Source organism: Streptomyces sp. NPDC003032 (assembly GCF_053591415.1).
Genome location: NZ_JBSFTT010000072.1, coordinates 1 through 16706 on the forward strand (window position 1 = coordinate 1; position 16706 = coordinate 16706).

At 74.2% G+C, this 16706-nt stretch carries 2 protein-coding genes; both read right to left on the reverse strand.

Going from position 1 to position 16706, the window contains the following annotated elements:
- The coding region (locus ACWDZ7_RS41065; protein WP_451803862.1) for an amino acid adenylation domain-containing protein at positions 1-11936 on the reverse strand (11936 nt) is incomplete at its 3' end.
- Positions 11933-16706: amino acid adenylation domain-containing protein (locus ACWDZ7_RS41070; RefSeq protein ID WP_451803863.1), on the reverse strand; the 4774-nt coding region annotated here is incomplete at its 5' end. The genes ACWDZ7_RS41070 and ACWDZ7_RS41065, both read right to left, overlap by 4 nt.

The window sequence follows — 16706 nt, forward strand, 5'->3', positions numbered from 1 at the left end:
CCCAGATAACCGCGCGCCAACTGCACACCGGCCACATACAACTCACCCGGCACACCCGCGGGCACCGGCCTCAACGCACCGTCGAGCACATAGGCGCGCATGTTGCGGGCGGGTCTGCCGATGGTGACGGATCCGATGGGCGGCTCGTCGTCGGGCCTGATGACGGCCACGACGCAGCCGACGGTCGCCTCGGTGGGCCCGTACTCGTTGATCACGCTCGCGCCGGGGCTGCGCTCGCGCCAGGCACGGACGGTCTCGCCGCTGAGCGCCTCGCCGCCCACCACCAGGTCACCGGTCGGCGACAGCACGTCGGGCAGGGCGGTGAGCAGCGGCAGGTGGCTCGGCGTCGCCTTCAGGAAAGCCGGTCGCAGGCCACTGTCCGCGGACGCCGCCTCCAGGGCCTCGGGGCGCACCGAACCGCCCGCCGTGAGCGGGCCGAGCAGCGCGGTCACCGTCAGGTCGAACGCGATCGGCGAGTGCAGCAGCGCGCGCCCCGAGAGTCCGGGGTAGGCGTCCCTGGCCCATGCCAGGTAGGCGTTCACCGAGGCGTGCTCGACGACGACACCCTTAGGGCGGCCGGTGGAACCCGAGGTGTAGATGACGTACGCGGGATGGTGCGGACGCAGCGGTGCGGCGCGGTCGGTGTCGGTGACCGGCGCGACGTCACCCGGCTGTGCGGCGATGTCGGCCAGGAGGTCCGCGAGGTCCACGCGCGGCACGTCGGGGCCGGGCAGCGGGTCCGGGGTCCCGGCGGCGCGGAGCACCAGGGCGGGCTCGGCGTCGGCGAGCATGAACGCGATGCGCTCGGCGGGGTAGTCGGGGTCGACGGGCAGATAGGCGGCGCCGGACTTCAGCACCGCGAGCACCGCGACGACGACCTCCGCGGAGCGGGGCAGCGCGAGCGCGACGAACTTCTCGGGGCCCGCGCCCAGTGCGACGAGGCGGTGCGCGAGCCCGTCGGAGAGCCGGTCGAGTTCGGCGTACGAGAGCACGGCGGAGCCGGTCTCGACGGCCGGGGCCGCGGGGGCCAGCCGGACCTGTTCGGCGAACCGGTCGAGCACCGTACCTGTCGGCACGGCCTGGACCGGGCCGTTCCATTCGGTGAGCAGCCGGTGCCGCTCGGTCTCGTCCAGGATCTCGAAGGCCCCGATGCGTGCGGTCGGCCGCTCGGCGGCCGCCGTGAGGAGCCGCGCGAGCCGGTCGGCCATGGACTGTGCCGTGGCATGGTCGAAGAGGTCACTGCTGTAGAGCAGCGCGCCGCGCAGGCCTGCCGGTGCCCCGCCGGTGTCGAACTGCTCCCCGAAGCCGAACAGCAGGTCCGTGCGGGCGACACCGGTCTCGGTGGTGCCCGGCGTGATGGTGAGCCCCAGCAGTTGTGCCACTTCGTCCGTGGCCGCCTGCTGGTCGGTGCTGTCGACGGTCAGGACGACCTGGAAGAGGGGGTGCCTGGCCAGGACGCGCTCGGGGTTGAGCACCTCGACGAGCCGCTCGAAGGGCACGTCCTGGTGGGCGTAGGCGGCCAGGTCGGTGTCCCGCACGCGGTCGACCAGGTCGGTGAAGGACGGATCGCCCGAGGTGTCGGTGCGCAGCACGAGGGTGTTGATGAACAGACCCACCAGGGAGTCGAGTGCCTCGTCCGTGCGCCCTGCCACCGGCGAGCCGATGGGGATGTCGGTGCCGCCGCCGACCCGGGTCAGGAGCGCGGCGACGGCCGCCTGCATGACCATGAACAGGCTGGCCCGCCGCTCCTTGGCCAGCCGGGAGAGCGCCTGGTGGACGCCGGCCGGGATCTCGAAGACGACGCGCCCGCCGTCGTACGAGGGCACGGCCGGGCGGGGCCGGTCGGTGGGCAGGGGCAGCTCCGCGGGCAGGTCCGCGAGCTCCTCGGTCCAGTGGGCGAGCTGGCGGGCCGCCGGACCGTCCTCGGCGTCCAGCATGGCGCGCTGCCAGAGGGTGTAGTCGGCGTAGTCGACGGGCAGCGGCTCCCAGGCCGGTGCCCGGCCCGCGCGCCGGGCGGCGTAGGCGGTGGCCAGATCGCGGACGAGCACCGGCATGGACCAGCCGTCGGCCGCGATGTGGTGCAGCAGCAGGAGCAGCATCTGGTCGTCCGCGCCGAGCGTGAACAGCCAGGCGCGTACGGGGGGCTCGGCGGCCAGGTCGAAGACGTGCCCCGCCGCTTCGTCCCTGCGGGCGGCGAGTTCCGCCTCGGTGACCGGGACCACGGTGAGTTCGGGGTGTACGTCCCGGGCGTCCAGGATCTGCTGGAAGGGGCCCTGCTCGTCCTCGCCGAACACGGTGCGCAGCGGTTCGTGGCGGGCGACGACGTCGCTGATCGCCTCGGTGAGGGCCGCCTGGTCGAGTGCGCCGGTCAGGCGCAGGGAGAGCGGGACGTTGTAGGTGGCACGGGTTCCCTCGACCCGGTTCATGAACCACAGGCGCTGCTGTACGTAGGAGACCGGCACCCTCTCGGGGCGCGGCTCCACACGGCGCACCGCGCTCCGCGCGGCCGACGCCCGGTCGAGGACGGTGCCGAGGCTCGCGACGGTCGGCGCCTCGAACAGCTCGCGGATGGACAGTTCGGTGTCCAGTGCCGTGCGCACGCGGCTGACCAGGCGGGTGGCGAGCAGGGAGTGCCCGCCCAGCTCGAAGAAGCCGTCGTCGATGCCGACCCGCTCCACCCCGAGCACCTCGGCGAAGAGCCTGCACAGCACCTCTTCGCGGGGGGTCCGCGGAGCCCGGGAGCCGGAGCCCGCCTCGTACACCGGGGCAGGCAGGGCCTTGCGGTCGAGCTTGCCGTTGGGGGTCAGAGGCAGGGCGTCGAGGGTGACGAACGCCGACGGGACCATGTACTCGGGCAGGGCGTCGGCCAGATGGGCGCGCAAGGCCGCGGGCTGCGCGGGCTCGCCGTGCGGGACCACATAGGCGACCAGGCGCCGGTCCCCGGGGCGGTCCTCCCTGGCGACGACCGTGCAGGCGAAGACGTGCGGGTGGCCGGCGAGCCGCGTCTCGATCTCACCGGGTTCGATGCGGAAGCCGCGCACCTTGACCTGGTGGTCGGCTCGGCCCACGAACTCCAGCTGTCCTTCGGCGTTCCAGCACACGACGTCGCCGGTGCGGTACATGCGGGACCCGTCAGGCCCGAAGGGGTCGGCCACGAAGCGTTCGGCGGTCAGCGCGGCCCGGCCCGCGTATCCGCGCACCACGCCGTCACCGGCGATGCACAGTTCACCGCGTACCCCCGGGGGGACGGGACGCAGCAGCGCGTCGAGGACGTATACGCGTGTGTTGTCCAGCGGCCGCCCGATCGCGGGTGCGGTGACGGTCTGCGGCACCTGCCAGGCCGTGGACCAGATGGTGGTCTCGGTGGGTCCGTAGAGGTTGGTCAGTTCGCTCACACGACCGCGCAGTTCCCGCGCGAGCGCGGCGGGCAGTGCCTCGGCGCCGACGAAGGCGCGCAGTCCGGCGAGGGTCCCTTCACGGTCCTCGGCCAGCAGGGCGTGCCACAGGCTGGGAGTGGCCTGGAGCACGGTGATGTCCTGCTCCGCGACGGCCGCGAGGAGCGCCGCGGGGTCCCGGACCGTGTCCTGGTCGGGGAGGACGACGGTGGCGCCGCACAGCAGCGGCAGGAACAGTTCGGGTCCCGCCATGTCGAAACCGACGGGCGCGACGGCGAGTTGGCGGTCGCCGGGGCCCAGCCGGAACCGTGTGTCCAGCGCCGTCAGCACGTTCTGGAGGCCGGCGCGCGGGACCACGACGCCCTTGGGGCGGCCGGTCGAGCCCGAGGTGTAGATGAGGTAGGCCGGGTGGGCGGCGAGCACCGGGGCGTGCCGTTCGCCGTCGGCCAGGTCGTGTGCGGGGAGCGCCTGGAGCGCGCCGCGCACGGCGGGGTCGTCCAGGACGAGGGCGCGCACACCTGTCGGCTGGAGCGCGGGGGCGGAGGCCGTGTCGGTGAGCACCAGCTCGGGCCGGGCGTCGTCGAAGATGTACGCGATGCGGTCCGCCGGGTAGGACAGGTCCACCGGCAGGTAGCCCGCGCCCGTCTTCAGCACGCCCAGGACCGCGGCCCACAGGTCAGGGGTCCGTGGCAGGGCCAGCGCGGCGTACCGTTCGGGGCGCATGCCCTGGGTGATGAGGTGGCGGGCGATGCGGTTGGCCCGTTGGTTCAGCTCCCGGTAGGTGAGCACGGTGCCGCGATGGACGACCGCGGGCGCGTCGGGGGTCAGGGCCGCCCTGCGCTCGAACCGCCCGACGATGCTCTCCCCGGGCTCCGTCGCGTCGGTCCGGCCGAGCTGCTCCAGGAGCAGGTGGCGTTCGGCGCCGGTGAGCACCTCGATGCGGTGCAGCGGCAGGCCGGGCTGTTCGGCGCAGGTGTGCAGCAGCCCGAGGAGCCGCTCGCCGAGCCGCTCGGCCGTGGACCGGTCGAACAGGTCCGTGCTGAAGTCCAGGGTGAACCGCAGTCCGGCGGGTTCGCCCGCGGGCCCGGTCCTCTCGTCGACGGTGAGGTGCAGGTCGTAGCGGCAGGTTCCGGTGGCCACGTCGACGGCGGCCGCGGTCAGGGCGGCCGGTCCCGCGTCGCGCCCCAGGCCGTCGAACGCGTCGGCGAGCTGCCGCCGGGCGCGGGAGAGCTGCACCTGGAAGAGCGGGTGCCGGGCGAGCGAGCGGGCCGGATCGAGGTGGTCCACGACCCGGTCGAAGGAGACGGTCGCCCGGTCCGCCGCGGCGCGGGCGGTCGCCCGGACCCGCCCGATGAGCTCGGCGAAGTCGGGCAGCCCGGAGGTGTCGGTGCGCAGGACCAGGGTGTCCGCGAGCGGGACGGGGGCGTCGGCGACGTCGAGGGCCACGTCCGCGGCCGGCACTCCGACAGGAAGGTCGGTACCCGCGCCGAGGCCGGTGAGCAGGGCTGCGAGCGCGGCGTGCAGGACCGTGAGGAGCCCGGTGCCATGAGCGTCCGCCAGCTCGGTGAGAACGGCGTGCAGGCCGCCGTCGGCGGTGAACTCGACACGGTCGCCGCGGTATCCCGCGACGGCCGGCCGGGGCCGGTCGAAGGGCAGCTCCAACTCCTCGGGCAGGCCCGCCAGTTGGGTCCCCCAGTAGGCGAGGTCCGCGGCGTCGCGGCTCGTGTCGGGCCGGGCGGCGGGGCCCGGAGCGCTCCAGCGTGGCGCCCGCCCCTCGCGGCGGTCCGCGTAGGCGGTGGCGAGGTCGCGGGCCGCTTCGGGGGCCATCAGGGCGTCACCCGTGATGCGGTGCGTGACCAGCAGCAGCGCGCTGTCCTGGTCGGAGATCCGCAGCAGCAGGGCGCGGAACGCGGGTCCCGCCGTCAGGTCGAAGGGCCGGCGGGCGGCCTCCTCCAACCGCTCTGTCAGCGACTCCTGGGAGACGTCCACGACTTCGAGTACGCCGGACACGCCACCGAGAAGGGTGCGGTACGCGCCGTGCCGGTCCTCGGCGAAGACGGTGCGCAACGCCTCGTGGCGTTCGGCCAGGTCGGTGAGCGCCCGGTCCAGGGCGGCGGTGTCCACGGCGCCGGACAGGCGCACGGCGGCGGGCACGTTGTAGAGCGCGCTCTCGCCCTGGAGCTGGTGCAGGAACCACAGGCGCTGCTGCTCGGGGGTGAGCGGAGCGGCGGTGGCGGGCCTGCCGTCCACCTCGGGGTTGCCGCGTCCGAGCACGGCGGAGACGCCCGCCACGGTCGGCGCCTCGAACAGCTCGCGCAGCGTCAGCTCGATGCCGAGTTCCACGCGGATCCGTCCGGCGAGGCGCGCGGCGAGCAGGGAATGCCCGCCCAGCTCGAAGAAGTCGTCGTCGATGCCCACCCGCTCGACGCCGAGGACCTCGGCGAAGAGGCCGCACAGCAGGGTCTCCCGGGGACCACGCGGCTCCCGGCTCTCTCCCGCGCCGCCGAACTCGGGCTCGGGCAGGGCGCCGCGGTCGAGCTTGCCGTTCGGGGTCGTCGGCAGGGCGTCCAGCGGAACGAAGGCCGAGGGCACCATGTACGGCGGCAGCAGCCCGGCCAGGTGGTCACGCAGCTCACCCGCGGCCGGGGGCCGCACGTCGGCCGTGACGGTGTACGCGACCAGCCGGGTGTCGCCCGAGCCGTCCGGGCGGGCCGTCACCACGCACCGGTCGATGCCGGGGTGGGCGGCCAGAGCCGCCTCCACCTCCCCGGGCTCGATGCGGAAGCCGCGCACCTTCACCTGGTGGTCGGCGCGGCCGAGGAATTCGAGATCACCCGTGGCGCGCCAGCGCACCACGTCGCCGGTGCGGTACATGCGGGACCCGGGGGCGCCGAAGGGGCAGGCGACGAAGCGCTCGGCGGACAGGCCGGGGCGGCCCAGGTAACCGCGCGCGAGGCCGTCACCGGCGATGAACAGTTCGCCCGGTACCCCGACAGGCACGGGGCGCAGCCGCTCGTCGAGGACGTAGACCCGGGTGTTGCCGATCGGCCGCCCGATGGAGGGGGCGCCGGTGCCTGTGGTCAGCTCGGCGGCCGTCGACCAGATGGTCGTCTCGGTCGGGCCGTAGAGGTTGGTGACGGGCTGCCCGCGATCCAGGAGGAGCCGGGCCAGGTCCGCGGGCAGTGCCTCGCCGCCGACCAGGGCCCTGACACCGGCGAGGGACGTGCCGCCCTGCTCGGCGAGCGCGCGCCACAGGCCGGGGGTGGCCTGGAGTACGGTGGTGCCGGTCCGCTGGGCCTCGGCGCACAGGGCGCGCGGGTCGCGCACCTGGTCGGGTGCCGCGAGGACCACGGTCGCGCCCACCGTGAGCGGGAGGTAGAGCTCCAGCCCGGCGATGTCGAAGCCGACGGTGGTGACGGCGAGCAGCCGGTCGTCGGCGGTGAGCGCGAACCGTTCCCGCATGGTGGCCAGGAAGTTGTCGAGGGCGGCGCGGGTCACCACCACGCCCTTGGGGCGGCCGGTCGACCCGGAGGTGTAGATCACGTAGGCGGCGTGGGCGCCGTCCACGGCGTCGAGCGCCTCGGCGACGGGGGCCGCGAGCGCGGCGCGGGTCTCCTCGGCGTCCAGGTCGACGCGGTGGGCGCCGCCGCCTCCCGGCACCGGGCCGGCCGCGCCGGTGGTGAGCAGCAGGGCGGGGTCCGCGTCCGCGAGGACCCAGGCGACGCGGTCCTCGGGGTAGTCGAGGTCGATCGGCACGTAGGCGGCGCCCGACTTGAGTACGGCGAGGAACGCCACGACGAGGTCCGTCGTGCGCGGCAGCGCCACGGCGACGAGCCGACCGGGCCCCGCGCCGTGCGCGCGCAGCAGGTGGGCGAGCCGCTCCGCCCGTTCGTCGAGGGCCTCGTACGACAGCTCCTCGTCACCCGAGACGAGCGCGGTGGCGCCCGGGGTCAGGCGCGCCCGGCGGGCGAACAGCTCGGTCAGGGGGGCGGGCGCCGGACGCGCCGTGTCGTTCCATTCGGTCAGCACGCGCCGGCGCTCGGCGGGGTCGACCATCTCGACGTCGGTGACGTACTGCTGCGGGTCCGCGGTCAGGGTGTCGAGCAGACGGACCATCCGGTCGGCCATGGCGTCGGCCGTCGCGCGGTCGAAGAGGTCGGTGTCGAACAGGAGCGAGCCGCGCATGCCCGCGGGCGCCCCGTCTTCGGTACGGCGCTCACCGAAGCCGAAGAGGAGGTCGAACTTGGCCGTGCCCGCCTCGGCGACAGCGGGGGACACCCGCGCGCCGAAGAGTTCACCGACAGCCTCGGGGACGTCCTGGTGGTCCGCGGTCTCGACGGTGAGCAGCACCTGGAAGAGCGGGTGGCGGGCGAGGGACCGCTGCGGGTTCAGGTCCTCCACCAGGAGTTCGAACGGCACGTCCTGGTGCGTGTACGCGGCCAGGTCCGTCTCCCTGACCCGGCGCAGGAGCTGGGCGAACGTCGGACGGCCCGAGAGGTCGGTGCGCAGCACGAGGTTGTTGACGAAGAAACCGACCAGGTCTTCCACCGCCTCGTCGGTACGTCCGGCCACCGGCGCCCCGATCGGGATGTCCTCCCCCGCGCCCAGGCGGGACAGGAGCACGGCGAGCGCTGCCTGAACCACCATGAAGACACTGGTGTGGTGGGAGCGTGCGGTGTCCGCCAGGCGCCGGTGCAGTTCGCCGGACACATCGAACTCGACGCGCTCGCCGCGGTGCGTGTGGCCCGCGGCACGCGGCCTGTCGGTGGGCAGCGCCAGTTCCTCGGGCAGGTCCGCGAGGGTGGTGCGCCAGTACTCCAGCTGCTGCGCGAGCAGGCTCTGCGGGTCGTCCGGCGCGCCCAGTGCACGGCGCTGCCACAGGGCGAAGTCGGCGTACTGCACCGGCAGCCCGGGCCAGCCCGGTGTGCCGCCCGTGCGGCGCGCGGCGTAGGCGGTCGCCAGGTCGCGGACGAGGACGGGCAGGGACCAGCCGTCCGCGGCGATGTGGTGCACCACGACCACGAGAGTGTGGCGGTCCGGGGCGTGGCTCAGCAGCGCGACGCGCACGGGGAGTTCCCGTGAGACGTCGAAGCCGCGTCCGGTGCACTCGGCGACGAGGGCCGCCGACGCCTCGTCCCCGGCCTCGACATGGTGGAACTCGGGTCCGGCGAGCGCCGCGTCGAGCACGGTCTGCCGCGGCCCCGCCGCGTCCTCGACGAAGACGGTGCGCAGTGGTTCGTGCCTGGCCACGACGTCGTCGAGCGCCCCGCGCAGCGCGTCCGGGTCGACCGGGCCGTCGAGACGGAGCACGACCGGGATGTTGTACGTGGCGCCGACGGCCTCGAAGCGGTTGAGGAACCAGAGCCGCTGCTGGCCGAACGACAGGGGCAGCCGCTCCGGCCGCGCGCCGGCCGTGATCCGGGGCCGGGCGCTCGCGGTGGCGGCGTCCAGGGCCGCCGCGAGACCGGTGACCGTCGGCGCGTCGAACAGCTGCTGCACCGAGAGCTGGACGTCGAGGGCCGCTCGGATCCGGCCGACGAGGCGGGTGGCGAGCAGCGAGTGGCCGCCCATCTCGAAGAAGTTCTCGTCGATGCCCACCGTGGCGCGGCCGAGGACCTCGGCGAAGAGCCCGCAGAGGATCTCCTCGCGCGGGGTGCGCGGGCCGCGTACGACGGCGGCCGACAGGGAGTGCTCCGGCTCGGGCAGCGCGCGGCGGTCGAGTTTGCCGTTGGCGGTGAGCGGCAGCGCGTCCAGGCTCACGAACGCGGCGGGCACCATGTAGTCGGGCAGTCCGGCGGCGGCGTGCGCGCGCAGGGCCGAGGCGTCCACGGCCGCGTCGGACGGCACGGTGTACGCCACGATCCGGCGGTCGCCCGCACGGTCCTCGCGCACCAGCACGGCGCACTGCGCGATGTCCGGGTGCGCGGCCAGGACGGACTCGATCTCGCCGAGTTCGATCCGGAACCCGCGGATCTTCACCTGGTCGTCGGCGCGGCCGAGGTATTCGAGGCCGCCCTCGGCGTTCCACCGGGCGAGGTCGCCGGTGCGGTACACCCGGCTTCCCGGCGGGCCGTAGGGGTCGGCCACGAACCGCTCACCGGTCAGCCCCGGGCGTCCCAGATAGCCGCGGGCCAGCCCGGCGCCCGCGACGTACAGCTCACCGGTGACGCCCACGGGTGTGGGCCGCAAGGAGCTGTCGAGCACTCTCACCCGCAGGTCGGGGATGCCGGTGCCGACGAGGCTCGCGGGCCGTCCGGCCACCGTGGGCGCGTCGAGGGCGAGGTGCGTGACGTGCACCGTCGTCTCGGTGATGCCGTACATGTTCACCAGGACCGGTGCGTCGTCGCGATGACGCGTGTACCACTCCTCCAGCAGACCGAGGTCCAGCGCCTCGCCTCCGAACACCACGTAGCGCAGCGCCAGTTCGCGGCCCAGCTCCGGGTCCTCGGCGTCCGCCCGCATCAACTGGTAGAACGCCGACGGTGTCTGGTTGAGGACGGTCACGCGCTCCTCGACGAGCAGCCGCAGGAAGCGCTCGGGCGAACGGCTCACCTCGTACGGGACCACGACCAGGCGTCCGCCGTGGAGCAGTGGGCCCCACAGCTCCCAGACGGAGAAGTCGAATCCGTACGAGTGGAAGAGGGTCCAGGTGTCGTCGGCCCCGAACCCGAACCAGTGGCGGGTCGCCGAGAAGAGCCGCACCACGTTCTGGTGCGGCACCACGACGCCCTTGGGGCGGCCCGTCGAGCCGGAGGTGTAGATCACGTACGCGGGGTGCTCCGGGCGCAGGCCGGCCGGCCCGTCGGACACGGGCGCACCGGGGTCCGTGGCCTCGGGCGGCAGAGCGTCGAGGAGCAGGGCGGGACGGGAGTCCTCCAGCATGAACGCGACACGATCCTGGGGGTGGCCGGGATCGATCGGCACATAGGCGGCGCCGGACTTGAGGACACCGAGGACGGCGACGACCAGGTCCGCGCCGCGGGGCAGGGCGAGGGCGACGAACGTCTCCGGACCCGCACCGCGGGCGTTCAGCCAGTGGGCCAGGCGGCCCGCCCTGGCGTCGAGCTCCGCGTACGTCAGGGTCTCGCCGCCGCTCACCACGGCCACCGCGTCCGGGCTGCGCCGCACCTGCTCGCCGAACAGGCCGACCAGGGTGGCCTGTTCGGCCATAGGCTCCTCGCCGGTGCCTAGCTCCAGGAGCCGGTCGCGCTCGGCGGGCCCCAGCAGGTCGAGGCGGGCGACGGGAAACGCGGCCCGGTCAGGAATGGCCGCGAGCAGCCGGGTGAAGGCCTCGGCGAGGGCCTGGACGCGCGGGCGCGGCAGGACGTCGGGGCGGTGGTCGAGGTGGAACCGGAGGGTGCGGCCCGGTCCGACCACCAGGGTCAGCGGGTAGTGGGCGGCGTCGCGCGTGTGGACCGAGGAGATGCGCAGCGTGTCACCGAGGCTGTCCCGGCCGGCACCGCTCGACGGGTAGTTCTGGAACGCGTAGAGGGTGTCGAAGAGGTCACCGCCGCCCGGCACGCCGGTGAGCGACTGGATCTCGGCGAGGCCGAGATGCTGGTGGGGCAGCATCTCGGCCTGCTCGCCCTGGATCCGGGCCAGCAGGCCGGCCAGCGTCTCCGCGGGGCGCAGGCTCACCCGCAGCGGTACGGTGTTGATCATCATGCCGACCATCGACTCGATGCCGTCCACCTCGGGCGGGCGGCCCGACACCGTGTTGCCCGTGACGATGTCGTCCCTGCCGGTCAGCTGGGCGAGGAGCAGCGCCCAGGCGCCCTGCACCACGGTGTTGAGCGTCAGTCCCGCGCCACGGGCCCAGGCGGTGAGGCGCTCGGTGTCCGCCTCGGGCAGCTCACCGGGCACCCGCTCGGGGAGCACCGGGGCGCGCGCCGCGCCGGGCGCCACCAGCGTGGGTTCCGCGACGTCCGAGAGCGCCTCGCGCCACGCGTCCGCCGCGGCGTCCCGGTCCTGCTCCGAGAGCCAGAGCGCGTACGCGCGGTAGGGACGCGCCGCGGGCAGCCCGGACGGGTCGCCCCCCGAGGCGTACAGCGCGATCATCTCCCGGACGAGAACCGGCAGCGACCAGCCGTCGACCAGGGTGTGGTGGAACGTCAGGACGAGGCGGTGGCGGCCCTCGCCGAGACCGATCAGGGTCAGCCGCCACAGGGGCGGGCTCGCCGGGTCGAACCTCTTGAGCCGGTCGGCCTCGACGATGTGCCCGGCCGCGTCCTCGCGGGCCGCTGGGTCCAGGTGCGCGAGGTCCTCGTGGTGCCAGGCCAGCGGGACACCGCGGAGCACGAGCTGCGCCCATTCCCCGGACTTGCGCCGGCGGAAGCAGGTGCGCAGCGTCGTGTGCCGGGCCAGGAGGGCTTCGCAGGCCGCGCGCAGCGCGCCCGCGTCCAGAGGGTCCGCCAGGTCGAAGACGACCTGACCGGTGTACACGTCGGTGCCTGACTCGTCGTACGCATTGTGGAAGAGCAGCCCCTCCTGCAACGCGGTGAGCGGCAGAATGTCCTCGATGGTCGTCTGCGGTCGGCTCACAGCTTCCCCCACTCCTCTTGCAGTTCCTGTTCGAACTCGTCGATCTCGCTCTGGCCGATCGAGGAAAGAGCCACGTCGGAGGGGCTCAGCCCGCCCGCGTCAGGTCGCTCGGCATGGGTGGCGAGGGCTTCCAGCGCACGGACCCAGTTCCGTGCCAGCTCTTGCACGTCGTCGGGCGGGAGCAGATGACCCGCGAAGGTCCAGGTGGCGACCAGTTCGGCGCCCTCGGGGGTGTCCTTGGTGGCCGCGTTGAGCTCCAGTACGTGCTGCAACGGCATCCGCGGATCGTGTTCGGGTCCGGTGGCGACGCCCGCCTCGATGGTCCAGTCGGCCTGTCCGGAGCCCCCGACGTTGTACCGGCCGAGGTAGTTGAAGCCGACCTCGGGGCGTGGCAGCGGCTCAAGGACGGTGGCCGTGCCGGGGTTGAGGTGACGCAGCATGCCGTACCCCATGCCGTGGTCGGGGTAGCCGCGCAGTTGCTCCTTGACGCGCTTGAGCAGCCTTCCGGCGGCGGGCCCGCCCGCCCACGCGTCGGCGCGGTCCACGGTCGCGGTGTCGAGGCGTACGGGATACGTGTTGGTGAACCATCCGACGGTGCGCGACAGGTCGGCGCCGCCCAGCACGTCCTCCTCCCGGCCGTGGCCCTCCAGGTCCACGAGCACGGCGGAGCCGGGCGGCGAATCGGTGAGCGCCAGCGCGAAGGCGGCCAGCAGCACGTCGTCCACCCCCGCCTGGTAGGCGGCGGGGACCGGGCCGAGGACCGCCTTGGTCACGGCGCCCGGCACGGTCACGGTGATCCGGCCCGCCGTGGCGTGCGTGTCCCGTGCCGGGTCGAGCCGCCGCCCGCCGAGAGGCGGCACGGCGCGGCGCAAGGTGTCGGCCCACAGGGGGAGTTCGACCTCGCGCTCCGGCGAGCCCGCCCGCTCGGCCAGCCGCAGCGCCCAGCCGCGCAGCGAGGTGCCGACGGGCTGCAGCCGGGGTGTGCCGCCTTCGGACACGGCCTGCCAGGCCTCGGTGAGGTCGGGCAGCAGGATGCGCCAGGAAACTCCGTCGACGACGAGGTGGTGGGCGACCAGCAGCAGCCTGCCGGGCCGGGAGGAGCCGCGGTCGAACCACACCGCCCGCAGCATGTGCCCGTCCCGGGGCGCCAGCTCACGCCGGGCCGCGGTCCCCTCGTCGATCAGGAGCCGCGCGTACGCCTCCTCGGTCGCCGTCCGGGCGTCGACGCGGCGCAGGCAGTGCTCGGCGGACACGGATCCGGGGCCCGGGACCTCCAGCCGCCACTCGGGCCCTTCGGCGTCCAGCCGGGCGCGCAGGGCGTCGTGGTGGTCGAGCACGGCCTGGAGCGCCGCGACGAGGTGTCCGTACTCCAGGCCCGGGGGCACCCGGAGCACATGGGACTGGCTGAAGTGGTCCAGGGGTCCGCCACGCGCCGCGAACGACCGCATCACCGGGGTGAGCGGCACAACGCCGAGGCCGTCGTCGGTCACGGTCCCCGGCACCTCGTGCGCGTCGGCCGCGATCCGGGCCAGGGCGGCCGGAGTGCGGTGCGCGAAGACGTCCCGCACCGAGAGGACCAGGCCCGCCCGGCGCGCCCGTCCGACGAGCTGGATGGACATGATGCTGTCGCCTCCCAGGGCGAAGAACTCGTCGTCGGCCCCGGCCTTTTCGAGCCCGAGCACCTCGGCGAAGAGCCCGCACAGCAGCTCCTCGGCGGCGGTGCGCGGGGCCCGGCCGGTGGACTCGGCTCCGTAGTCCGGCGCCGGCAGGGCGGTGCGGTCGAGCTTTCCGTTGCGGGTCAGCGGCAGGCTCTCCAGCCCCACGAAGGCGGCGGGCACCATGTAGTCGGGCAGCGCCGCGGAGAGTGCGGCGCGCAGCGCGGCGGGTTCCCGGACCGCGTCACCCACCACATACGCCACCAGCCGCCGGTCTCCGGGCCGGTCCTCGCGGACGACGACCCGGGCCTGCGCCACGCCGGGGTGGCGGACCAAGGTGGTCTCGATCTCGCCGGGCTCGATCCTGAATCCGCGCAGTTTGATCTGGTCGTCGGTGCGTCCCAGGTACTCCAGGACACCGTCCGCGCGCCACCGCACCAAGTCTCCGGTGCGGTACATGCGCTCACCCGGAGCGCCGAACGGGCAGGGCACGAACCGTTCGGCGGTCGTGGCCGGGCGGCCGAGGTAGCCGCGGGCGAGCCCGGGCCCCGCGAGATGGAGCTCACCGGGTACGCCGACCGGGACGGGACTCAGGTCGGCGGCCAGCACGTAGGCGCGCACGTCGGCGAGCGGTCGGCCGATGGGCGGACTGCCCGCCCCCGAAAGGGGGTCACTGACCACGGAGTTCACTGTGTACTCGGTGGGCCCGTAGGCGTTGATCACGCGGCGGCCCCGCCCATGGCGGCGCACGGTCTCCGCGGTGCTCTGCTCGCCACCCACCACCAAGGTCGTCAGGCTTTCGGGCAGCTCCGCGTCCGGGGGCAGCGCGGCGACCACGGAGGCGGGCAGCTTGGCGAAGTCGACGCGCTGCTCGGCGATGAAGTCGACGAGCGGCGCTCCGGGGGTGCGGACCGCTGCCGGGGCGAGGACGAGGGTGGCGCCGGTGAACAGGGCGGTCCACATCTCCAGGACGGAGACGTCGAAGCTGAACGACGCGAAGTGCAGGACCCGGTGCCCCGGGCCGATGCCGTGACCGGGGGCGAGGGTGGCGAGGCTCGCCGCACCCGCGTGAGTGGTGACCACGGCCTTGGGGGTGCCGGTCGAGCCGGACGTGTGGATCACATAGGCCGGGTGGTCCAGCCGCAGCGGGGACGTCCGGTCCGTGTCGGCGGGGTCCGCCGCACGGTTCTCGCCGCCGTCCGTGGACTCGTCCTGCGGAGGCAGTGCGTCCAGGACCCGGACCGGTCGTGTGTCGGCGAGCAGCGCCTGGACGCGGGCCGCGGGGAGCTCCGGGTCGATCGGCAGGTAGGCGGCACCGGCCTTCTGCACGCCGAGGACGGCGACGACCGTGTCGGCCGAGCGCGGCATGCGCAGCGCCACCAGGTCCTCGGGGCCGATGCCGTCCGCGATCAGGCGGTGGGCGAGCCGGTTGGCCCGCCTGTTCAGCGCCTCGTAGGTGAGGGAGAGCGTGCCGTCCTCCAGGGCGACGGCATCGGGCGTGCGCGCCACCTGCGCCTCGAAGAGGGCGGGAATCGTGGCGGCTTCGACGGACCGGCCCGACGCGCTCCACTCCAGGAGCACCTGCCGGCGCTCGGCCTCGTCCATGAGGTCCGGGGCGCCGATGTGCAGCGCGGGCCGCTCGGCGAAGGCGCCGAGCAGCCGCACCAGTCGCTCGGTGAGCGCCGCGGCCGTGGCGTGGTCGAACAGGTCCGTACGGTAGGCGAGCGTCGCGCGCATCCCGGCGGGCGCGCCCGTGGCGTCCCGCTGCTCCAGGAAGGCGAAGGAGAGGTCGAACTTCGCGGCGCCGACGCCGACCCGGTGGTGGGTGAGGTCGAGCCCGGGCAGCTGCCCCAGGGTGTCGAGGGCGGCCTGCTGGTCCGCCGCGTCGAAGGAGAAGGCGACCTGGAAGAGCGGGTGCCGGGCCAGGGAGCGCTCCGGAGCGAGCACGTCCACGAGGCGTTCGAAGGGGATGTCCTGGTGGGCGTAGGCGGCCAGGTCCGTCTCGCGCACCCGCTCCACCAGCTCGGCGAAGGTCGGGTCGCCGGAGGTGTCGGTGCGCAGCACCAGGGTGTTGACGAAGAACCCGACGAGGTCGTCCAGCGCGTCGTCGGTACGGCCCGCGACCGGTGTGCCGACCGGGACGTCCGTCCCCGCGCCCAGCCGCGTCAGCAGCACCGCCAACGCCGCCTGCACCACCATGAACAGGCTCGCCCGGTGCTCACGCGCGACCACGGCGAGCGTCCCGTGCAGGACGGCCGGTATCTCGTACGTCACCTCGCCGCCGTGGTAGGAGGCGACAGCGGGTCGAGGGCGGTCGGCCGGCAGTTGAAGCTCCCTCGGGAGGTCGCTCAACTGGCGTCGCCAGTAATCGAGTTGCCGCGCGACGGGGCTGTTCGGATCGTCCTCCGAGCCCAGGACCTGCCGCTGCCACAGCGTGTAGTCGGCGTACTGCACCGGCAACGGCGCCCACTGCGGGACGCCACCGCCGCACCGGGCGGTGTAGGCGAGCGTCAGGTCGCGGGCGAGCCGCGGCATGGACCAGCCGTCGCCCGCGATGTGGTGCATCACGAGAAGCAGGACATGCTCGTCGGGGGCGAGCACGAACAGCTTCGCCAGCCAGGGCGCTTCGGCGGTGAGATCGAAACGGTGCCGCGCGCCCTCCTGGAGCTGCCGGTCCAGGGTGTCCTCACCGGAGGCGACCGGGATGAGCTCGGGGTTTGCGGCGGTGCCGTCGAGCACCACCTGGTACGGGCCGTCCTCGTCCTCGGCGAAGACCGTGCGCAGCGCCTCGTGCCGCTCCGCCACGTCGCTGAGGGCGGCCCGCAGCGCGGCGATGTCCAGGGCGCCCTTCAGACGCAGGCCCGCCGGGATGTTGTACACGGGGCTCGGGCCGTGGAGCCGGTCGAGGAACCACAGGCGCCGTTGGGCGTGGGAGAGGGGGACGCGCTCGGGGCGGGGCACGGCAGGGCGCAGGGCGGCGCGCGCGGGACCCGTCCAGCGGCCGAGGGCGTCGGCGACACCCGCGACGGTGGGGGCGTCGAAGAGCCCGCGGATGGACAGTTCGCTGCCGAGGGTGGTGCGGACGCGGCTGACCAGACGGGTGGCGAGCAGGGAG